At 41.5% G+C, this 22,314-nt stretch carries 13 protein-coding genes; all 13 read right to left on the bottom strand.

The features are described 5' to 3' along the window. Window positions 1-50 precede the first annotated feature (50 nt). The 13 genes from OCV60_RS02085 to OCV60_RS02025 all read right to left on the bottom strand — a co-directional run bounded on the left by OCV60_RS02085 (window position 51) and on the right by OCV60_RS02025 (window position 22,205). Complete coding sequence (locus OCV60_RS02085; protein ID WP_262529167.1) at window positions 51-1,328, bottom strand: ATP-binding protein; 1,278 nt, start codon at window positions 1,326-1,328, stop codon at window positions 51-53. Window positions 1,329-1,536: 208 nt separating this feature from the next. Continuing rightward, window positions 1,537-3,309 carry an RNA polymerase sigma factor gene (locus tag OCV60_RS02080; RefSeq protein WP_262529166.1) on the bottom strand — a complete coding sequence of 591 codons (1,773 nt, stop codon included), beginning with the start codon at window positions 3,307-3,309 and terminating at the stop codon, window positions 1,537-1,539. Window positions 3,310-3,639: 330 nt separating this feature from the next. Beyond that, a complete protein-coding gene (locus OCV60_RS02075; RefSeq protein ID WP_262529165.1) occupies window positions 3,640-4,728 on the bottom strand; it encodes a hypothetical protein in 1,089 nt (362 codons plus the stop codon). Window positions 4,729-4,954: 226 nt separating this feature from the next. Further along, on the bottom strand, window positions 4,955-10,693 hold the full coding sequence (locus OCV60_RS02070; RefSeq protein WP_021944650.1) for a leucine-rich repeat protein: 5,739 nt from the start codon (window positions 10,691-10,693) through the stop codon (window positions 4,955-4,957). A gap of 68 nt (window positions 10,694-10,761) precedes the next feature. Further along, window positions 10,762-12,264 carry a LuxR C-terminal-related transcriptional regulator gene (locus tag OCV60_RS02065; RefSeq protein ID WP_021944649.1) on the bottom strand — a complete coding sequence of 501 codons (1,503 nt, stop codon included), beginning with the start codon at window positions 12,262-12,264 and terminating at the stop codon, window positions 10,762-10,764. Between the two features lie 210 nt (window positions 12,265-12,474). Further along, window positions 12,475-13,629, bottom strand: coding sequence for an enoyl-ACP reductase FabV (fabV, locus tag OCV60_RS02060; RefSeq protein WP_021944648.1), 1,155 nt, complete (start codon window positions 13,627-13,629; stop codon window positions 12,475-12,477). A 92-nt stretch (window positions 13,630-13,721) separates the two neighbouring features. Then, the gene (gene dnaB / locus OCV60_RS02055; RefSeq protein ID WP_021944647.1) at window positions 13,722-15,062 is read right to left on the bottom strand and encodes a replicative DNA helicase; all 1,341 of its coding nucleotides are present in this window, start codon (window positions 15,060-15,062) and stop codon (window positions 13,722-13,724) included. Continuing rightward, the gene (rplI, locus tag OCV60_RS02050) at window positions 15,062-15,511 is read right to left on the bottom strand and encodes a 50S ribosomal protein L9 (RefSeq protein ID WP_021944646.1); all 450 of its coding nucleotides are present in this window, start codon (window positions 15,509-15,511) and stop codon (window positions 15,062-15,064) included. Before rplI ends, dnaB begins: the two co-directional genes overlap by 1 nt. A 1-nt stretch (window position 15,512) precedes the next feature. Further along, window positions 15,513-17,657 carry a DHH family phosphoesterase gene (locus OCV60_RS02045; RefSeq protein WP_021944645.1) on the bottom strand — a complete coding sequence of 715 codons (2,145 nt, stop codon included), beginning with the start codon at window positions 17,655-17,657 and terminating at the stop codon, window positions 15,513-15,515. Window positions 17,658-17,727: 70 nt separating this feature from the next. Further along, window positions 17,728-18,507, bottom strand: a complete 780-nt coding sequence (locus tag OCV60_RS02040; protein ID WP_021944644.1) for an IspD/TarI family cytidylyltransferase — start codon at window positions 18,505-18,507, stop codon at window positions 17,728-17,730. A 142-nt stretch (window positions 18,508-18,649) separates the two neighbouring features. Next, window positions 18,650-19,735: a CDP-glycerol glycerophosphotransferase family protein gene (locus OCV60_RS02035; protein ID WP_262529163.1), complete on the bottom strand. Its 1,086-nt coding sequence runs from the start codon at window positions 19,733-19,735 to the stop codon at window positions 18,650-18,652. Window positions 19,736-19,869: 134 nt separating this feature from the next. Beyond that, window positions 19,870-21,225, bottom strand: coding sequence for a glucose-6-phosphate isomerase (locus OCV60_RS02030; RefSeq protein ID WP_008402430.1), 1,356 nt, complete (start codon window positions 21,223-21,225; stop codon window positions 19,870-19,872). 74 nt (window positions 21,226-21,299) lie between these two features. Beyond that, window positions 21,300-22,205 (bottom strand): polysaccharide deacetylase family protein, encoded by a 906-nt coding sequence (locus tag OCV60_RS02025; protein ID WP_243100452.1) that lies wholly within the window; start codon window positions 22,203-22,205, stop codon window positions 21,300-21,302. Window positions 22,206-22,314 lie beyond the last annotated feature (109 nt).

Genomic DNA, 22,314 nt, shown 5'->3' with positions numbered 1-22,314 from the left:
ATGACACAGAGGTTGCAAAAAAGTTTTATATTTTTTGAATTTTTTTAAAATTAATTTTTTAATGCTGTAATCGGCACAACATATACGCCATCCGGTCGTTTATATGCTGCATTAGACAAACCACAAATAACACACAATATTTTTGCAGGCTTTCCTTTGGGATCATTTCCAATCTTTTTGTTTATATCTAATAAACTCTTCGCAGCGTCATCAATCTGATTTGCACCTAATTTAATTTCAAATGCACACCATTCACCATTACTAAGTTCAACAACTGCATCAATTTCTTTATTATCATAATCCTGATAATGATATAACGAGGCACCAAACGATTCTGCATATATTTTCAAATCCCGTTCACAAAGAGACTCGAATAAAAATCCAAGTGTTTGCAGGTCATTGATCAACATCTCCGGTGTCGCATTCAGCAAAGCGCAAGCAAGAGAAGGATCACAAAAATGCCGTTTCTCCGCTTGCTTTATTCTAACAGATGATCGGATATTTGTTGAAAATGGCATTTGATTATCTATAATAAAAAGTCGTTTGAATATATCCAAATAATCAGCAATAGTATCTTTATCAAGATCAGTATCGTCCATTTCTTTCACATCTTTTGCAAGTGAAGTATTGGTAACTGTAGTTGCTTCGTTTCTCGCCAAAGACCGAAGTAACAGTTTCATTTTCTCCTTATTACGTTTTATTCCATCCATTCTATATACATCATCGTCAATTATGGCATCAATATATTGAATTGGCAAAAGTGCTGCCTGTTCAACAGGTATATCTATATTACCGGGCCATCCTCCACGAATAATATACTCAATTAAGTTTTGCAGATTAACTTCACCGGTCATAACCGGAATTATATTATCATTGCATAACTCTTTTAATGAAATTTCGCCGGACGAGTCACCAGATTCATAAAGTGACATTGGATGCATCTTTATTCTTGCAATTCTTCCTGCACCACTATGCATGATTCCCTTATGATTAGGAGTTGCCGAACCTGTTAATATAAACTGTCCCTTTTCTCCTGTTTGATCAACCTTATATCTAACTGCATCCCACAATGGAGGAACTTCCTGCCATTCATCAATTAATCTTGGCTTATCACCATTCAATACCAAATCCGGCGACATTTGTGCCAGCGTTCTATTTTGAAAATTACCTGCAGGATCTCCCATATAAATTTCACTATTGCTATGGTAAGAAGAAGTCCATGTTTTACCACACCACTTTGGTCCTTCTATACATACAGCTCCAAAGCTCTCCAAAAATTGTTCAATTCTATTATCAATTATTCTTGTTTTATAAGCATCTTTTATCATATTTTTATTATCACCTCTAATACGGATTATATACCAATCGGAGAGTTTTGGGAAGTATAATCGGAGAGTTTCGTAGTTTTCAATCGGAGAGATTCCGGAAATATAATCGGAGAGATTCGGCGTTTTCAGTCGGAGAGTTTTTCCTTTATAAAGTAAAAATGTCTTCGACTGATTCTTAAAAAACAGCCGAAGGCATTCTAATAATTTTTTATTTATTCTTTTTTAAATATTTCAATGCATTTGCATAGGACATTTCACATCCGTCACTTGCTCCTCCTAAATTTCGAGCTGCCATTATATTTCCTGACGAATCCCTGTTAATATTTGCCAACTGATCATATATGCCATTAGGAGCTGTCGCCGCCATGTTCTTCAGAACCTCACTATCCACTTCTTGATATATTTCGTCGCGTTTTGTCTGATATTCTTCCCATGCCACAGATATACCGTCCCGTTCTGCAAGCAGTGCTGTTTCTTCATCCCCCACTTGTTCTGCATGACAGGTCCAGACAATCGGCTGCAGATAATCTCCACTAGATGAAGCCACATCGAATTCTACAATCTTATCTACGACCCCAATCTCCGTATCATCACTCTGTCCATCACTGCATAGTATGTACATCCGGCATCCATTTTCTGAAGCTTCTCTAGTGCAAACTAATACATATGGTGTTCCTTCTGCTCCCCATTTGTCCCGGTTCTCATCTGACCTTGTATCAAGTTCTCCACTATAAACCTGTACTGCTTCATTATCTATATATGTATATATATGAAGATCCGCTTTATTCGGATCTGATTCATCCCGTGCCGCAAAGATCAGTTCCGGAGTATCATCTCCCATAATATCAGCAACAGTAATCGCTCTGGATTCTCCTACCAACGTCGGTTCATTCTCCCTCACTTGTGAAGTCTGCCAGTTATACTTCTTAATTTCCTGTTCGTATTCTTTTATTATTTCGGTATATGCATCCTGCCAGGTATTCTTATTGTGATTATAGATTGCTACTCCGGCTGCTCCACCTGCTACTGCTACCCCGGCTGCCGCCATCGTGATCTTACCGGCTACTGTCTTTAAAAAGGTCTGTTTTGCCGCTGTGGCTGCCGCAGTCTTTCCTCCTGCCGCTGCACCTGTTCCGACTGCTGATCCTGCAGCCCCGGTCGCTCCGGCACTTCCGGCGGCAGATAACGCACCTGCTGCTCCACCATGGATCAGTCCGGCACCGACTACACTTCCAACACCTGCCAGCTTGTCGAAGGTTCCTGCTACCAGCATAGTTCCTCGTTCTGCCATGAGCAGATAGGTAAGAAGTGCCATAGGTGTGTAGCTGTACAGCTTGTAGCCCTTCTTCTGAAGCTCCTCTGCCTTTGCCTTGATATTCTTACGTCCATAATTCAGTCTGGACTTTACTGTATTCTCTGAACATCCAAGAACTGTCGCAATATCTTTTATGCTGTATCCTTCAATATGGAACATCAGCACACACATTCTCTGCTCATCCGACAATGAACCGATCAGTTCCTGTACCATTTCCTGCGTTTCTTTCGTTGTACATGCCATCTCCGGCTGGGCTGTCATGTTCTCATCTGCGATCGAATATTCAAATGCCTCCCCATCCTGATCTTCTCTCTGCATATCCGAAAAATTCACTGTATGGCGGTCTCGCAATGTATTCCTTGCGGTATTTGCAACAATGGTACTGAGCCATCCAGGAAATGAATTTGCATCCTGAAGACCGGAAAGCCGTTCAAATGCTTTCACATAGGAATCATGCAGAACATCCATCGCTTCATCCTCATTCTTCATGTATTTCATCGCAATATACAGCTTATTCCGATATGTCATCTCATACAGATAGGAAAAGCCTTCTTCCCTTCCGGCTTTTGCCTGCTCCACCGCCTCTGTATAATCAACTGCCGCCCCACAGAACGGACAGTTATATTCATTTCCCTGCAGATCATTCCCACATGTTTTGCAAATCATTTGTAGCCTCCCACACGCCTGTTTTTTCATTTTTGTATACTTTTAATAGAAATATGTCAGATCCGTTTTTTCTGTTTAGCCTATTATAGCCTTTACTGCACTAACATCCAGATTTGTTATCTCGACAATCTGATCCAAAGAATAGCCTTTCTTATGCATATTCAGTACAATCTCTCCAGATTTCATTGTAACGTAGTTCACAGGGGATAGCAAGATGAAGAAAATAAAGGCAACAAAAAACTGACATACGGATCAGGTATCTTTTCTTCCGAAAATATGATGATCCATATGTCAGTTTTTGTACTTATTTATGTAGGGTTGTATTTATTATTATTTAATCTTAACAGTCTTAACCTTACTCCAAGAAGAATAATAATATTCATCCGGAGTACTACCATAATTATCAATTTTCACATAAGAACGAACACGAACATAATATGTTCCTTTTTTCAAATCAACCATATACATTCCTGTATATTCATCCTGCTTTGTCTTTTTGCCCTTTTTAAACTTTTTGTCTCTTGCAATCTGGAACTGATAGCCATTTGCCAATGAATTTTTCTTACACCGTATATACATCGTCTTATACTTATTATCCGGTTTTGTTTTAGTAATAGTTGGCTTTGGTATTGCAGTTACAGAAGTTCTAAAGGAATACTTACCTGTATAATGATAGTCCGTTGCGTAATTTACACCACCTCTGAACTTGACATAATATGTACCCTTTGGTAAAAATACTCTGTATTTATGAAGTCCCGCTTCAATATCTGATATACTAACATTCCGACTGCCACTTGTGTTTACCAAATTAATGTTCAGTTCACGGAGCTTACTAGATACCGTCAGATTCAGATACTGACTTTTTGTTACTCTCATCTTATAAATATCTATATCATCATTCAACGCTAACTGTCCTTTTACAGATTTACCAATCTTATAAGAGGTTGCTGTTCCCATCTCATTATTCTTTGCCATTGCATGCTCGGACTTCGTTTCCTTAGATGGCTTAAATGATGGTGTAAATGTAAAATTACAACCATCCATACCACCTTCCATGCCTATTCTTAATGTATAATTACCTGCCAGCAAATCCAGCGATAAACTACAATCTCCCACATTATAAATCTTGTATACTTCTTTTCCTGTTTCGTCCAAAACTGTTATTTTACCCATACTGGTAAATGCATATCCAGCATCCGATACCTGAAATACAAAGGTGACATTTCCGGATTGTTTCAAAGAAAATGCATATTTATAACATTTACTGGTCTCTGTACTGCCACTATACGAACTGCCCCATTTCAGTTTTGGTCCCTCTGTTGTTCCTGCTGCAAATGCCTTCTGCACTGGCATCACTAACATTACGAATGCTGCTGCCAGCATTACAATTAACCCTTTCCATAAACTCTTGTTTTTCATCATTTTTCTTCTCCTTTTCATTTTTTTATTACAACAAATATTTACAGATGCAAGAGAAATATTATATTTTCCTGCCTTCTACTATATAAGACAGGGGCAAATGGAAAAAGGTTTTAAAGTTTTCAAATTTTTTTCACCTTGACTCATACTGTCCAGATAAAACGAAAACGCCGTCTGTGATATTCCTACCACAAACGGCGCCCCCACTCTTGTTATTATATATTTTTTATTTTGTTACCTTGACCTTGGAAGATAAGCCTTTGCTCTTAAACAGCTTCTGATAAGAGGAAACCTTCTTCTTTGGTACTTTAATCGTAGTAACCTTTGTGATGCCCTTAAATGCATTTTTAGAAAGCTTCTTTGATGTAATCTTTGAAGACTTAATTGTAATTGTCTTCAGCTTCTTACATCCGCTAAATGCCTGATCTCCGATCTTCGTTGTCTTCGCCGGAAGCGTAATACCGGTAAGAACTTTGCAGCCCTTAAATGCATATGCTCCGATCTCCGTTACGTTCTGTCCCATAGTAACGGTTTTAAGTTTTATTGCTCCATTGAAAGCATTCTTGGAAATCTTACTAACATTGCTTCCGATTGTAACCTTTGTTACCTTCTTATTATTCTTGAAAGCACCCTCTGAGATCTGTGTTACTTTGTATTTCTTACCTCTGATCTTCACGGTTGCCGGAATGCTGACAGTCTTAGCCTTTTTATTTACAGGTGCTTTATATGCAACTGTTTTCTTGGATGTGCTTATAACCTGAACCTTTGCAGCTTTACTGTCATCAGAAACCACATCCCCCTTCTTGAGCGGTTTTACTATTGGTTTTTCCGGTGTTGGCTTCACCGGTGTCGGTTCCTGAAGTTTTGCGATTGGCTCTGTTCTTGTCTTTTTGCAGACACTGCAGGTATATGTCTTTACACCCTCTGTCTTTGTAGTTGGCTGTGTTGTAACCTTTCCTTTATCCCATGTATGTCCGGTTGCCTTCAGTTCTTCTATATCCATAACCTCATTACACTCGGTACATCTATATGTGATAGAACCATTTTTCTCACAGGTTGGCTCAACTCTTGTTCCATTATCTTTGATATGTTTTGTATGTGGTGCCTTAACCTTGATTATTACTACATATTCGTCAGATGTATATGCTCTTTCTTCTGTATAGGATGTTACTGTAATTGTAGTCTCACCGCATCCCGTTATAGTAACTTTACCGGTCTCATCTACAGCAGCAACCTCCGGATCAGCCGAAACATACCGTAATGCAGAGAGCTTGGATTCAAGCGCTGCATCCTTCAAAGCCACATCCAGTGTAAATGCGCTATCGCCAAATACCTTCTCATAAGTCTCCGTACCGGTTAATTCAAGTCTGGTAGTTGGAAGAACCGTTACTGCAATCCTCTTTGTTGTAGCGCCCTTACCTGTACTTGCAGTGATAATGGTCGATCCCTTGCCTAACGCAGAAATGGTAATTCCATCACAAGCAGCTATCTCTTCGCCGCCTTCTGCGACCTTATAATCAATAACATCTGTTGATTCATCGTTAAGTTTGGCATCGATCCAGATCTTCTCGCCCTTATAAAGCGTCACCTTATATTCACCGGCTGATGCATCCCACGCAAAATCATCAGAATCGGAAGTGATCGTAATACTGGTTCCCTTTACATACTTTGTTAATGTAACATTTATGGAATGTGATAATTCAGAATCTGCATAGTAGTTTACTGCACTATCCTTAATTGTTACATTAACAGCGATTTCTGCTGTTCCTGCCTTTGAATAGGATGTATCATAAGCAGTCGTGATAACTCCGTTTGATACATTTGCCACGATATTTGACTGATCGGATATCTTCTTATAAGATACAGTATATTCATCTGCTGCAAGGCCTTCGATCTCGCCAAATTCTATCTGAAGCTCATGCTTTACATCATTCTGAACTGTAAATTCATTTGATCTTACAAGTGCATCGATATCCGTAAGCTTCGCTTTTGCAATTGTAAATGTTGCTTCCTTACTGTTTGTAGTATGAATACCATCACCCTTGATCGTAAGTCTACCGGTACCGGCATTCACATTCTCACCATACTCTACCGTATACTGATCGTCCGGAACAACTGCGCCATTGATTGTAACTTCGATATTTTCCTTATCCGGTGTCTGCTGCGTTCCATCATAGGTATATTCGCCATTTACTGCTACTGCTGCCTCTGCAAGATCATAGTATAAGGTTGGCTGTGTGATCACTATTGTATACTGGATCACTACTGTTTTTGCTTTATCTACATATATATCTGCTACATATGTTGCCTCAACCGCATTCTGTCCGACTACCTCACTTGATACAAAATCGATCTGACCAACTGTATTGGTAAATCCCTGTACCTGAAGACGGATCTTATCCTTCAGTGCTGAGATATCACCGACATTCTTACCTAATGCAAACTTAACAACATGCTCCTCATTATCTACATCTGTAGCAACAAATGATTCGCCGCCCGCAGTAAGTGTGGTCTTTGCCTGATTTAAGCCTGCAAAATCAAATACAGTTATCTCATAGGATGCTGTAATATCATCACTGTATCTGTCATCTGCAATATACTGAAGTGTTACCGTCTGTGCAGAAACGCTGTTCATATCATAGCCTGTAACCTTCAGCTCTTTATCAATATCAACCGGTGCAGTCTTCTTATTCTTATATGTCTTTACTACCTTCAGACCATTCAGATCAAACTCTGCCCCTTTGGCAAATGCTGTCTTATTTGGGAAACGTTCGATGCTGATCGATTCTACGGTTGATTTTGCTTTAACTGCAAATTTTATCGTCTCACCACGATATTCAGATACCGATAATACTACATTGTACTCTCCTGTTTCCTGATTCTTTGTAACATAACTGCTGTCATTTATAATGGACTTGCCATCCAACAGGATATCTGTGATCTGGAATCCGTCATGTGCAACAATGTTATTAATTGCATATGTACCGGTAGTAGTATCCTCCAGGCTGGACTCATCAATGATCAACTGGTTCTCTGCAAGATTTCCCTTTGCATTGTAGGTTACACCATCATCAATATCCAGTTCAAGGTATACTGCAATCTCCCCTTCCTCCGGAGTCTGATTCTTTCCCTTTGTGATAACACCATTTCCGGTATATTTACCATTCATAAAGAACTTACCATAAATATTAGCATTTTCTTCCAGATTAAGAGAACCATTCAATACAATGATACCATATTCGGAATCCATCGCCATTGTTCCCTTAACTGTTAAAGTACCATTGATGATCAACTGTGCATCACTGTCAGCTGCCCAGACAAGTGCACCCGGAAGTACATCATCATGCTGTGGATCAACTACAAGTTCAACGTCCTTAGGAATGATCAACTTGGATGATGACGGTAATTCTAATGTTGTTCCTGCTTTAATATGTGTACTCTTGCGAATGGTTGCTGTTCCATAAACCTCATATGTCTTTCCTACGAACAGAACAGAATTAGAAACAGTTCCCAGAACAGGAACATCCTCTGCCTTTGCTCCACAGATATTATCACCGATAATTGTAATATCAGAAGCAGATGAGCCATTCAGTGCTCCTACTGCAATACCATTTTCAGCACTAAGGTTGACTGTTGCATCTGTTAAGACATTTACGTTCTTAACATCTCCTGCATAAGCACCAATTGCCGGACCATTTGCAGCAATAACTATAAGCTTTCCTTTTGTCTCAACGACCTCGCCGATAATATTAATATCCCTTGTCTCTGAATTCAGACCGGCTCCGATACCGGCTCCATTTCCTCTTGCTCTGATACTAATAAAACCTGTATTTGAAATATTAATATTTGTTGCCTCTGATACAGTATCTGTTGCTCCGGAACCAATACCGGCTCCGTTTTCTGTACCATCGACAGTCAGATTTCCTGCATACTCTAAATAAATATTGATATTATCAACGGATGCATTCTTACCGGAACCGATACCGGCTCCGTCTGTTCCTGCTGTTACCGTTACAGCTACATTTCCTGAAATGTAAATATCGGAGGCTGCACCTGCCAGACCGGAACCGATACCGGCTCCATTTGCTCCACCAACTGCTGTTACAGTTCCACCTGATATCATAATATATGATACCTTTGCATTTGCTCCCGAGCCAACACCAGCTGCATCTGTGCCGCCTGTTGCTTTTTTTACAACACCGCCTGTTACCTTAATCTCTGTTGCTTCTACATCAGATCCGGAACCGATACCGGCTCCGCCGTCTCCACCGGTCGCTATTACAGTTCCTCCTGAAATGGTAATACCGGAAGCAAGCTTTGCTTCATCATTTATGTAAGCACCGGAACCAATACCGGCTCCGCCAATATTTTTAGAACCGATCGTTCCACTTCCCGCTGTTGCATTTACGATTCCGCCTGCAATCTCGATATTGGCAGCATCAGCATTTGCACCGGAACCGATACCGGCTGCTCCGTTTGCACCAATTGCTGTTACGTCTGCATTTTCTGAGATCCGGATGCCATCAACCGGCATATTGTACTGAGAACCGATACCGGCTGCTCCATATGCTGCATAGCTTTCATTTGATGGCTGTGATCCCCTTGCTTTTATAATTACATTTCCATTTATCTCAATATTTGAAACAACCTTTAAGGTTTTGTCTGTACCACCACCGATACCGGCTGCTCCATATGTCGCATTGTTACCGGCAGTTGCATTTATAGTACCTTTCGTCGTAGAAGTCAGCACCAGCTTACCGCTTCCATTCTTCTGGATCGCTGCATAAGCTCCCGATGATGTCAGATTGTTTGTTCCGTAAGCAGTGATCGTCACGGTCTTACCCTCTGCCGGATTTACTGTGATCGCTGCCCCCTGAGTATTCCGTGTGATCGTCAGACTACGGATCGCAAGATTCACATCAATATCCCCTGCTGCCTTGATCTGACCCTTCATAACCTTACCGGATTTTGTTCCGAACAGGATCATCTCCTTATCAGATTTGATCGTAAGTCCATCCGTCTCCGAATAAGAATAGTCATCTTTTGTTGCTGTTTCCGCTGTGCTCTTTACTCCAAGCCAGAGTCCTTCCTCCAGCTTCGTATATTTGTCATAGCCATATGGATCAGTGATCGTATTTGTAAATGTACCATACGCTGTCTCCATACCGGATTTTGACACCGCATATTTTGTAGTATTACTTCCTACCTGATACATACCGGTATTATCATATGAGATCGATACACCGGATGTCTTTGACTCTACATATCCTCTATGATATTCACCATCAAAAGTAATCCTTATATCATTCGGAATCACATAAGGTGCTCTCTTACAATAAAGATAAATATATGCACCTCCGGCATTTTTATTGAGATCTCCATCAATCTTGTTCCAGTTGCTGTCAACATTCTCGACCCTCTCTGCATTCTGGCTTTTAAGACTGCTTCCTGAATTTCCTCCGGCATACTGCAGCTTTTTATCAGTGTCATTCCAGATACCAAGTGATGAGATTGGATCTCCAGCATTCCTGTCCTTTGTTGCATAGATGTAGATATAACCGGATTTTGAACCTACACCATCATTCAGGTCACCCGTCTTTCTCTCAACGCTATATCCGTCAAGACTGCTTGAAGTACCTGAATTATTCTGCCATACAGACCATATCCTTGTATATGCCTGTGCCGGATCTGTGGTCGTCTTTACCCAGATGTATTCATCTGAACCTTTACCACATCCCCTGTTTACATTTCCCGCATTTCCATCACTAGACAGTCTTGTATATCCTGCATAATTGGCACTAAATCCACCGGATTTAATATCACAGATATACAGCGTCTGACGTGTCGCCGCTTCCGACTTTATATTCGGAAAAAAGTTACCGATACCTGCAACCGTTGCAAACACCATAACTGCAGCCACTACCACTGACATGAAACGCTTCACAAATTTAATTTTCTGTTTCAATCTTATTTCCTCCTTTTTATTTTTCTATATAAAAGAGCCAAATGCTCTTATATATTAAAGCGTCTGTTTTATAACAGACCAATCTCCCGACCGCGTTCGACTGCCTCCTGACGCGTCGGAACCTGCAGCTTACGAAAGATATTACAGCTATGGAACTTCACAGTTCCCGTCTTTTTGCCCAGTTGTCGTGCAATATCATCATTACTTAAGCCCTGTGCCATCAAACGAAAGACTTTCTCTTCCATCTGAGTCAGAGGTTCATAATATTCATATGGAGATTTTAAATAATCAGGGAAATAAGTACCGACCGAATATGCAAGTTCCTTAATCTCACTTATGAAGGAATCTTCTTCATATTCTTTCTGATAAATTGTCAGCATTTGTACCATACAATTGCCCGTGTCCGCAAGCAGTCTGATATAACCGCACCTTTTTGCAAGCACAATAGCCTTGGAAAGCTCCTCACACATGCCTTCCATATTCTTCATCTTATAATATATGATAGCTGACAACATATAGCATTCACACAAATCCATATAACGTCTGCCCGGAATCAACAATGCAATAAGCTGGTGTGTCAATACATAGGCAGCCATATATTTGCCTGTCTGTATATAACATCGCACCTTAACCATCCATGCATACATATCCATCATGAAGATGCCCTTATTCTCATCCGGTGCTATCTCATCTAACCAACGCTCTACATCCTGTAGTCGCCCATCATAACAGGCACCAAGACATTCGATTGCGTTCAGACTTGAAGTTAATTCATCCCATCCCGTAATCTGTATCCGTTTCCGAATCTTTTCCACCAAAGGACGTGCAGCTTTTGTCTGTCCATTTACCAAAAGGATCTTCATCTGAAGTGCAAGTGCCACAAACAGACAACGCATATCCCTCTCCTGCTCGATCAATGGAATCGTTCCGGTAACAAGAATCAGTGCTTCAAAACAATTATTGTTCTGATAATACCACTCTGCCAGCATGATCTCATACACTTTCTGTCCAACACTTCCACCATATAATCGGCATGCGGCTTCTGTTATCTCGTCCTTGCTTTTTTTCAGATATTTTCCATATCTTGTAAAGTCGCGAAAACCATTCAGTATACTTGGTCTGCATGCTGAAAGCGTAAGACCCATCACAGGCACCAGTTCTTCTTCAATTAGAAAGCTTACGATCCGAAAAAACATTGCATCACTTATATATGGCATGACAAGTTCTGTTTTGATACGACAAATGTCCATCATATCATATGTATCCATTTTCACCAGCCGCGGTGTCTTCCCCATAAACTGTACATATGCTTTTGCCTGACTCAAGTCCCCATCCATAGCAGATAGCAATGCAAGATGAGTAAACAGAACCGGATGTGCGGACAGCTCTTCTTTTTTCAGCCCGTAGAAATATGCCCGGCACCCCCAAAGTACCGGCATAGAAAATGGTTTCTTCACAAACTCATCAAAAACAATCTCTAACAGATGGCCTTCTTTTTTTGCTGTCGCTAATATCAGCAACACTTCTTCTTCCGATCGTGGATAAATTATCTCGTTATTCATTTGTTTCATACATACCCCCATAACCCTGACGCTTATAGATTATATTATTTATTCCTGTTTTTGTATAGCAAACCTTTCAGACATAAAAACCAAACCCTTGCCCAAACCCTTGTGATTTTCACACCTGAACGGAACGCTTTTTTACAGAACATATTTTGTGAATAAAGTAAAAAACGGATCCACCTTCCGATGAACCCGTCTATTGTCACAATTGTTTCCTTACATAATATCTACATCTGCACTGTAATCTACACCATCGATCTTAAATCCGAACATATTGTAGAACTCATCCCAGTATCCATCGATATCTGCAAGTTCTTTTACATTTTCGCTGGTAACCGCATCCCAGTTCTTTGCAACTGCTTCCTGAATGTCATCTGCCATTTCCCAGTCATCCATACGAATAAATCCATTCTCGTCTGTCTCTGCTTCTCCAGCCATCTTATCAAGGAAAAGTCTTGCCATCTGCTCGATACAGCCCTCATGAACACCCTTTGCCTTCATCTGCTTATATAACAGCGTGATGTATAACGGAACAACAGGAATTGCTGCACTGGACTGTGTTACAAGTGCCTTGTTGATTGCAATATAAGATGTAACATTTGCAAACTTCTCATTGATAATATCACTTGATCTGTACAGATCCTTCTTTGCCATACCGATCGAACCTTCCGCATAGATTGGGAATGTGATCTTTGGTCCGATATAAGAATATGCAACAGTTGTCACATGCTCTGCCAGAACACCTGCATCTGATAATGCCTGCATCCAGTCGATCCAGTCCTCACCACCCATAACCTTGATGGTGTTCTCAATCTCTTCCTCGGTTGCTGCCGGGATATGTGCCATTGTTACTGTATTGTCCTTCAGAACTAAAGTCTTATTGGAATACTCCTCACCTACAGTCTTAAGTACAGAAGAATACTTATGCCCATCCGGTGTTACACGTCTTGGTGCTGCAAGGCTGTAAATAACCATATCGACAGTTCCAAGATCTGCCTTGATCGTATCAATTACCTGCTGTTTGATCTCCAGTGAGAATGCATCTCCGTTGATGGATTTTGCATACAGACCAGCCTTCTTTGCTTCTTCTTCAAATGCTCTTGTATTATAGAAGCCTGCGGTCGCTGTTCTTCTTCCATTGGATTCCTTCTCGAACATAACACCAAGTGTATCTGCATCATAGCCAAATGCAACTGCGATTCTGGAAGCGAGTCCATATCCGGTCGATGCTCCGATCACAAGTACCTTCTTTGGTCCCTCAACCTTTGGCTGTGCCTTTACATACTTAATCTGATTCTTTACATTTTCTGCACAACCAACCGGATGAGCGGTGGTACAGATATAATCCTTTACTCTTGGTTCTACTACCATTTTAATTTTCTCCTCTGATCTTCCGATTTATTCGGACTTTCTTTCTCGATTTATATTTATACATTCCGTATTAATATCTTTTTTCTGATCCGTTACATCTGCGGGTGCTCTTTATTTGCAAACTTCGTGTAATCCTGCATCCATACAAGATCAACGGAACCTGTCGCACCTTTTCTTTGTTTTGCGATGATGATCTCAGCGATACCTTTTTTCTCGGTATCCGGATTGTAATAATCATCACGATAGATGAACATAACAACATCGGCATCCTGCTCGATCGCACCGGATTCACGCAGATCGGCAAGCACCGGCTTATGATCCGGTCTGGAGTCAACTGCACGGTTCAACTGTGACAGGGTAATAACCGGAACATTCAGTTCTCTTGCAAGCACCTTTAATGCTCGCGATGTATCAGAAATAAACTGCTGTCTGGACTCTACATGCTTGTTCGTGCTCATCAACTGTAAATAGTCGATGATAATAAGCCCCAGGTCGTTGTTCTGTTTTAATTTTCTGCATTTGGAACGCAGGTCGGCTACCGTGATCGCAGAATTATCATCAACAAAGATCGGGGCATCAGCAATAACCTCTGTACTCTCCATGATCTTATCCCATTCATCATCTACAAGCTGTCCCGTCTGGATCTTCTGTGAATTAACAAGTGAATCCAGCGCGATCATACGTGTTACCAACTGTTCCTTCGACATTTCCAAACTGAATATTGCTACCGGAATACGCTTCTTTACAGCTACATGATGTGCGATATTTAAGACAAATGCAGTTTTACCCATAGCAGGACGAGCCGCTACCAGGATCAGTTCCGATCCATGCAGACCTGTCAGCATGTTATCCAGATCGATAAATCCGGTCGGCACACCGGTAACTCTGGTGTTCTGTCTGGATGCAGCCTCGATCTGATCGATAACATCTAATACGATCGAATCGATTGACGCAAAATCATTTGCACCGTTTCTCTGCTGTACGATCTTGTAGATCCCACTCTCTGCTGTCTCAAGCAGACCATCCACGTCATCCGTATCCAGATAACAGTCCTTTTCAACATCCTCACACATCTTGATCATACGGCGAAGCACCGCTTTATCTGCTACGATCTTCGCATAATACTTGGCATTTGCCGAGGTTGGCACTGCGGCTATGATATCTGCAATATAACTCATACCCGCCACATCTTCCGGAATATTCTTCTCCCGGAGCCGGTTATTCAGCGTGATCAGATCGACCGCCATTCCTTCCTTGAACAGCTCGATCATGTTCTCATACAGAATCGCATTCTGTGCACTGTAAAAGTCTTCCTTCGTAAGTATATCCGATACGTCTACGATCGCATCACGATCCATGATCATAGAACCGATAACTGACTGTTCTGCATCCAGGTTATATGGTTGTTTCTTCCTGATAAATGCGTCTTCCATTAGTCAGCCTCTTCTACCTTTACTGTTAGCTCTGCCTGTACCTGTGGATGCAGCTTGATCTTAACAGTAAATGTTCCCATTGCTTTGATCGCATCCTTCAGCACGATTTTCTTTTTATCAATATCATAATGCAACTGGCTCTTGATCGCATCTGAGATCTCCTTGGAGGATACAGAACCAAATGCCCTTCCGCCTTCTCCTACCTTGATACCGACGGCTACAGATGCCTTTTCAAGCTCTGCTGCCAGCGCTTTTGCTGCTGCAAGATTCTCTGCTGCAACCTTTTCTTCATGCGCTTTCTTTAACTTATAATCATTCAGGTTCTTCGGTGTTGCCTCAAGTCCCAGCTTTCTCGGGATGATATAATTTCTGGCATGACCGTCACTGACATTTACCAGCTCTCCTTTTTTTCCGAGACTCTTTACATCTTCCAGTAAGATAACCTTCATATTAAATATCTCCTTCCTTATACATCTCCTCAAGTAAATTGACAAGCTGTTCCTTTACTTCTTCCTTTGTTGTATTCGTAAACTGTGCGGCTGCAATATTCGCATGGCCACCGCCACCCATACGTTCCATGATGATCTGTACATTTACATCATCGATCGACCGGGCTGATATCTTAACATCATCTCCAAGCTGTGCAATGACAAAGGAGGCACGCACGCCTGCTATATTTAACATCTCGTTTGCCACCTTCGCTGTCAATACGATCGGTGACTCCGGACCTTCTTTCGGTTCAAATACAGATACCGCAAACATTCCGAGAACCATCTCGGCATTTCTGACACCATCTGCCTTCTGTCTGTAAGAATCAATATCACTCCGGAACATCTTACGGACACGCATAACATCCGCACCGCTTCTTCTTAAATATGCGGCCGCTTCAAAGGTACGCACGCCTGTCTTTGTCAGGAAATTATCCGTATCGATCAGGATCCCGGCATACATAGCATCCGCCTCGGACGGACGCAACTTAATTTTTTCATCCATGTACTGCAACATCTCTGCGATCATTTCACATGCAGATGATGCAAATGGTTCTACATAAGAAAGGGTTGCATTGGCAATGACATCCTTGGTCTGTCTGTGATGGTCGAATACAACTACCGTCTTTGCATAGGAGATCAGCTCCTCACATTCCGTCAGACTTGGATTATTGACATCCACAACAACCAGCATGGTATCAGCATTGATCATCTCGATCGCCTGCTCATTGTTGATGATCATATCATCCCCATACATACTGTTGGCAGTAAAATTACCATAGATCGGACTGATGGCAGAGGACACTTCATTGATTACGATATGTGCCTCCTTATTCATGGAATTTACCATCCGGTATACGCCGATCGCCGATCCAAATGCATCCATATCCGGATTCTTATGCGCCATAATGATAACTTTTTCTTTTGTTTCCAGTAATTCCTTGAATGCCAGTGTCTTAACACGGGCTTTTACTCTAGTTGATTTCTCAGTGCCCTGACTACGTCCGCCGTAATAAGTGATCTTGTCATTCGACTTTAATACAACCTGATCACCACCTCGTCCAAGTGCAAGTTCCATTGCAGAACGGGCAGCTTCAAAATCTTCTATAAAGCTCTTATATTCCGTGCCCAGACTGATTGAAAGCGTCAATGGAAGATCATTTCCGATATTGATTGCTTTTACTTCATCCAGCAACGCAAACTTATTCTCCTGAAGCTGTGGAAGATATTTTTTCGGCATAACAAACATGTACTTGTCCTTCTCAAAGGAACGTACAATGGCATCTACGTTTGCCATATATTTATTGATCTTTCGATCGACGAGAGCAACCAGCAGAGAATGTCTTACCTCTTCCAGGTCATCAAATATCTCATCGTAATTATCAATGTAGATCAGACCGGTCACCAGCTTCTGCTCTTCATTCTCTTTTGCCAGTTTATTCCGTTCTGTCATATCAAACAGATACATAGCGGTGAAGTTTGTAACTCCTGTATGTTTTTTCCGTTTGATCGTTTTCTTCTCCTGTGGCTGGTCCTCTGTAACCGGCAGATTCTCCATTTCCTCCTCATGTTCTGAGGTCTCCTGTTCCTGGACACTGTCTACCGGTCCATCCGGATTTACGCGAATATTCTTAATCTCAACCCTGTACTCTTTTCCATCGTATTCAATATCCGCATGTACCGGCTCATCACACTCACCCGGTATCATCTCATGGGTCAGTCCCTCAAATACCTGCATCGCAGTCAGACGCATCAGCTTCCGCTTGCTGGTGTTCGTAATATGAGCAAATTCATCATTCGCCCATGCGATCCTGCCTGTCTTATCCAGTATCGCATATGGAATCGGGAACTCACGGATCAGATCTTTCTGAACCCGCCCATTTTCCATTGCACGATTTGCGTATGCGGCTTCACTGGACACTCTGGAAGAAATATAAAGGACTATCACCACAACCGAGTACACTGCAGTAAATATGATCCCTACAATTCCTGCAACAACACTGACCGTCAGCATCCAGATATCACAAAGTACAAATAATGCGATCACATAAAGCGGCATCTGTAAATATATTTCATGTCTGGTGTCTGTATGTCTGTTATCATTCATGGAGATAATCCTTTCCGGGCATCCTGAAAAATGCCCTGTCTTTATTCATATTTGTATGTGAGTCTATGATCTATTTCTCATTGTCTTTCTTATACTGACTCATTCTGGTATCAATCTTGTTTGTAATTCCAAGACCAAATGCCTGCTCATTTTCCTTATACTGCAATAACGCACGGAACATGTATACATCCTCCGGTGTTGTTACCTTGATATTTCCTCTGTTGCCTTCTACGATATGTGCAACGATATTCTGGCTTCTGATGATCGTACATGCATCTACCATTCCTTCATAACCGGTTGGTGTAGCGCGGACAACATCATGTGCTGCAATGATATCCTTCAGATAGAAGGACTGTGGAGCCTGTGCAGAATAAGTATCCTTTCTTGGTGGCACGGAATCGATCTCGATACCATCCTCACTGATCATAATCGTTTCATAGCAGGCTGTTGATGTGATCGCATTTCCATATTTCTTAACGGTTGCAATATTGTTTGCAATAACATCATAAGATACATATGGACGAACGCCATCATGGATCAGCACGATAGAATCCTCCGGACACTCTGACTCTGCCATCTTAAGTGCGTTGTAAATAGAATCCTGTGAAGTTGCTCCACCTGCTAATACATGCTTTACCTTTGTAAGGTGATATTCATTTGCAAGATCCTCTACATAAGGAATATAATCCTTCAGAACAGAAATATAGATCGCATCGATCTGATCATGATACTGGAATAACTGTAATGTATGGATCAGAATTGGCTTTCCATTGATCTCAAGAAACTGTTTTGGGACACCTGCTCCCATTCTTACTCCGCTTCCACCTGCAAAAATAATTGCTATATTCATCTACTGTTTTCTCCTTTTTTCTCTAATTATTTTCATGAAACCGGACTGCCGTCTGGCAATCCCCTCACAGAATGTTCCTGTATATACTTATCCCATTCTGCATAGATATATTAATATTATAACGTATTCACAAAAAATTCAACTATAGGTTTTTCACAACCTCCAAAATCCGCTCCGTTGCCTGTCCATCACACATTTGCATATGGTATTTCAGGCATTTCCGGATCTCATCTGTCCTATTCTGTGTGAATTCCCGGTCTATCGCAGCCGCCAGCTTCGTTCCATCGGATACGATCTGGCATGGGAAAGAATCATATGGAACATAGAATCCTCTGGCATGGTCAAAGGAATCAAAATCCGGTGCAAAGAATAAAAACGGCTTCTCATATACCATATAGTCAAATAATACCGACGAATAATCCGTGATCAGCAGATCTGCAACTGCAAATATTTTCTCGGATGGCAGATCGCAGTTCGACTTCATTCCCTTTTCTTCCAGATGCGGATGCAGCTTGATCACCCAGTAATACCGGTCTGAGGTTTCTTTCATGGCGCTCTGTATTTCTTCCATTCCACAGAGCGTCGGCATAGCTGCATTTCCACGAAATGTCGGAGCCCACAGGATGACTTTTTTCCCTTTTGCATCTGGATATTTCCGGTAAAATTCCTCACGGTTTGCCTGATTCCACGCTTCATCATAATAACAGTCTGAACGGCTGATCCCGGTTGCCTGTACAACACCCGGTGCAAGCCGCATCGTCTTTGTAAATACCGGCACACAGCATGATGCACTGACTGTCAGCAGATCATAGTTTTTGTAAACCGAATCACCTTTATACATCTTCGGAATATCTTCCGTCGTGTCATATCCGCTTTTCTTAAGCAGTCCTCCGGAATGCCAGAGCTGCACAACCTTCGTCTCCGGACGTTTTGTGCAGGCAGAAACCGGAAGGAAATTATCACAGATAAACACATATTCGGCGACCGCATACCGTTTCATAAACTGCTTCAACCATTTTAACAGGCTGCCATATCCCATCTTTCCAAAATCAGTGACCCACGTTTCATTCTTATACTCTGGATTTCCCTGCAGTGTTTCATACATTTTTCTCATGGAAAAAGGTAGATCCTCATGATGTGCATCGGCAAAAATTACCAGTCCCTTTTCGACCGGCTTTCCGGCATACCGTTTGTAGAGCATCGGCAGATAGATCTGCTGCATCGCCATTTTCAACACCTGTTTTATATAAAATACTATCTTCATGTGCTTCAAAATAAACCTTTCGACTATTTTGAAAACCGGCGGCATCCGCGTTTTCATGCGTATGCCGCCGGCTTATCGTCATCTTCTATCTAACTTTATTAACCATTGATTCTGGAAAGAAGCTCTTTGCCAAGTTCTTCGTTTCCTGGTTTGCCAAGTAATGCGAACATGTTCTTCTTGTAGCTTTCTACACCTGGCTGGTTAAATGGATTTACACCAAGTGTGTATCCACTGATACCACATGCAAACTCAAATGTGTAGAACAACTCACCTAATGTGAACTCATCGATCTTGTCGATGTTAATCTGGATGATTGGGATTCCACCATCAACATGTGCAAGAATTGTTCCGTTCATAGCACTCTTATTTGCAAAATCTACTGTCTTGCCTGCAAGGTAGTTCAGACCATCAAGATCACAATCCTCTTCTTCCATAACGATCTCACATGTTGGATGTAACACATTGATTACTGTCTCGAAATGGTTCTGTGAACCCTGCTGGATAAACTGTCCTAATGAATGAAGGTCTGTTGTAAAGTCAGTTGCTGTTGGGAATAATCCCTTACCATCTTTTCCTTCGCTCTCGCCGTATAACTGCTTCCACCATTCTGCTACGAAATGTAATGCCGGCTCAAAGTTGGCAAGGATCTCGATAGACTTGCCCTTTCTGTACAAAATATTACGAACTGCTGCATACTTCATAGCATCACTGTCGTCGAAGTTCTCTGCAAGGCAATCCTTTCTTGCTGATGCAGCACCTTCCATGAGCTTATCAATATCTGCTCCGCTTACTGCGATTGGAAGAAGACCTACTGCTGTCAGAACTGAGAAACGTCCACCTACATCATCAGGTACTACGAATGTCTCATATCCTTCTTCTGTAGCAAGGGTCTTTAATGCTCCCTTTGCCTTATCTGTTGTAGCATAGATTCTCTTAGCTGCTTCTTCTTTGCCATATTTCTCAATTAATTTCTTCTTGAAAATTCTGGATGCAATACCAGGCTCTGTTGTTGTACCTGACTTGGAAATAATGTTGATAGAGAAATCTCTGTCTCCGATCACCTGTAACAGATGTGCCATATAGGTACTGCTGATATTACTTCCTGCATAATAGATCTCAGGGGTTTTACGAATCTCTTTATCTACTGAATTATAAAAGCTGTGTCTTAAAGCTTCGATCGCTGCTCTTGCACCAAGGTAAGAACCGCCGATACCGATAACTACCAGAACATCTGAATCTGACTGGATCTTAGCTGCCGCTTTCTTGATTCTGGCGAACTCTTCCTTATCATAGTCAACCGGAAGATCGATCCATCCAAGGAAATCGTTTCCTTCACCAGTCTTGTTTACAAGTGTTGATTTTGCTGCAACAACTTCTTCCTTAATAGCTGCGATGTCCTCAGCGGAAGCCATACCAGCAACATTCTTAAAATCGAAACTTACTGTCTTTGCCATTTTATTATCTCTCCTTGCTTATATGATTTTTCAAAGCTATGGATAATTGTAGCAAAAGGAACCCCCATAATCAACTATTTTTCGAACATTTCATCAAGTGATACAAATCTGTAACCAAGTTCTGTTAAATTTGACAACACCGTATCTAACGCCTGCGCATTTGACTCCGACACATTATGCATGAGCGGGATCGCTCCATTATGATAATATTTATCAAAATGCTCGATCACATAATCCTTCCCCGGCTGATTATTTACATCATAATCTAAATATGCCATGCTCCAGAAGATGGTCTTATACCCCATATCCTTTGCCAGTTGGAGTACCCTTTCACTGTACTCACCACTTGGCGGTCTGAAATACGGATCCATCCGGTAGCCCGTGGCCTCCTTCATATAATCGGCACAGGTCTGCAATTCTTCCTTCTGTTTCTCCACACTGATACCGGGCATGGAAGGATGGGTAACGGTATGGTTGCCAACCTGGTGGCCCTCCTCTTTCATTCTTTTTACCAGCTCCACATTATCCCTGATATACGTCTGTGTAACAAAAAAACAAGCTTTTGCATTATGCTTCTTTAACGTGTCCAGTATCTGTTCTGTATATCCGTTCTCATAACCGCAGTCAAAGGTCAGATACATAACTTTGTCATCTCCTGCATCCTGATCCACATAATATGCATCATACTGTTCGATCGAAAAACTGTGATCGCAGTCACTGATCCCATGATTTTTATCCCGTACAATGTACCATGAAAACTTCTTATTGCTGACCGCATCATAATCCCGAAGCAGCGTCATATCCTCCGTCGTCGCCTCTGTCTGGTCTTCTACACTTCCATTATCATTTCCTCCTTTTCGTCCATCCGTACTGTCATTTTGTCCACCGGAACCATCAGCTGCCTGATTTCCCTCTTTCTGCACCCGACAGTCTCCCGGTGTTGCTACATTTCCGTTTTTACCAGCTCTGCTCTTTGCCATTCCGGCACAGCCTGTCAGAAACAGACACATCATAATTCCCGAAACTACATACAGTTTTTTGACTGCAACCACTTCCAATTGTTATTTTGGATATAATATATGCTGTTTC

Source organism: Coprococcus ammoniilyticus (genome assembly GCF_025567345.1).
GTDB classification, from domain to species: domain Bacteria; phylum Bacillota; class Clostridia; order Lachnospirales; family Lachnospiraceae; genus Coprococcus; species Coprococcus ammoniilyticus.
The sequence above is the reverse complement of the archived record's forward strand: the minus strand, read 5'-3'. Positions and strand labels throughout refer to the sequence as shown.

Bases quoted from the DNA above. Each gene is read 5' to 3' on its own strand.
- OCV60_RS02045 (WP_021944645.1), bottom strand. From the start codon at position 17,657: ATGAATGATAACAGACATACAGACACCAGACATGAAATATATTTACAG.
- OCV60_RS02030 (WP_008402430.1), bottom strand. From the start codon at position 21,225: ATGGCAAAGACAGTAAGTTTCGATTTTAAGAATGTTGCTGGTATGGCT.
- OCV60_RS02075 (WP_262529165.1), bottom strand. From the start codon at position 4,728: ATGAAAAACAAGAGTTTATGGAAAGGGTTAATTGTAATGCTGGCAGCA.
- OCV60_RS02040 (WP_021944644.1), bottom strand. From the start codon at position 18,507: ATGAATATAGCAATTATTTTTGCAGGTGGAAGCGGAGTAAGAATGGGA.
- rplI (WP_021944646.1), bottom strand. From the start codon at position 15,511: ATGAAGGTTATCTTACTGGAAGATGTAAAGAGTCTCGGAAAAAAAGGA.
- OCV60_RS02065 (WP_021944649.1), bottom strand. From the start codon at position 12,264: ATGAAACAAATGAATAACGAGATAATTTATCCACGATCGGAAGAAGAA.
- OCV60_RS02035 (WP_262529163.1), bottom strand. From the start codon at position 19,735: ATGGCGATGCAGCAGATCTATCTGCCGATGCTCTACAAACGGTATGCC.
- OCV60_RS02025 (WP_243100452.1), bottom strand. From the start codon at position 22,205: ATGGCAAAGAGCAGAGCTGGTAAAAACGGAAATGTAGCAACACCGGGA.
- OCV60_RS02080 (WP_262529166.1), bottom strand. From the start codon at position 3,309: ATGATTTGCAAAACATGTGGGAATGATCTGCAGGGAAATGAATATAAC.
- dnaB (WP_021944647.1), bottom strand. From the start codon at position 15,062: ATGGAAGACGCATTTATCAGGAAGAAACAACCATATAACCTGGATGCA.
- OCV60_RS02085 (WP_262529167.1), bottom strand. From the start codon at position 1,328: ATGATAAAAGATGCTTATAAAACAAGAATAATTGATAATAGAATTGAA.
- fabV (WP_021944648.1), bottom strand. From the start codon at position 13,629: ATGGTAGTAGAACCAAGAGTAAAGGATTATATCTGTACCACCGCTCAT.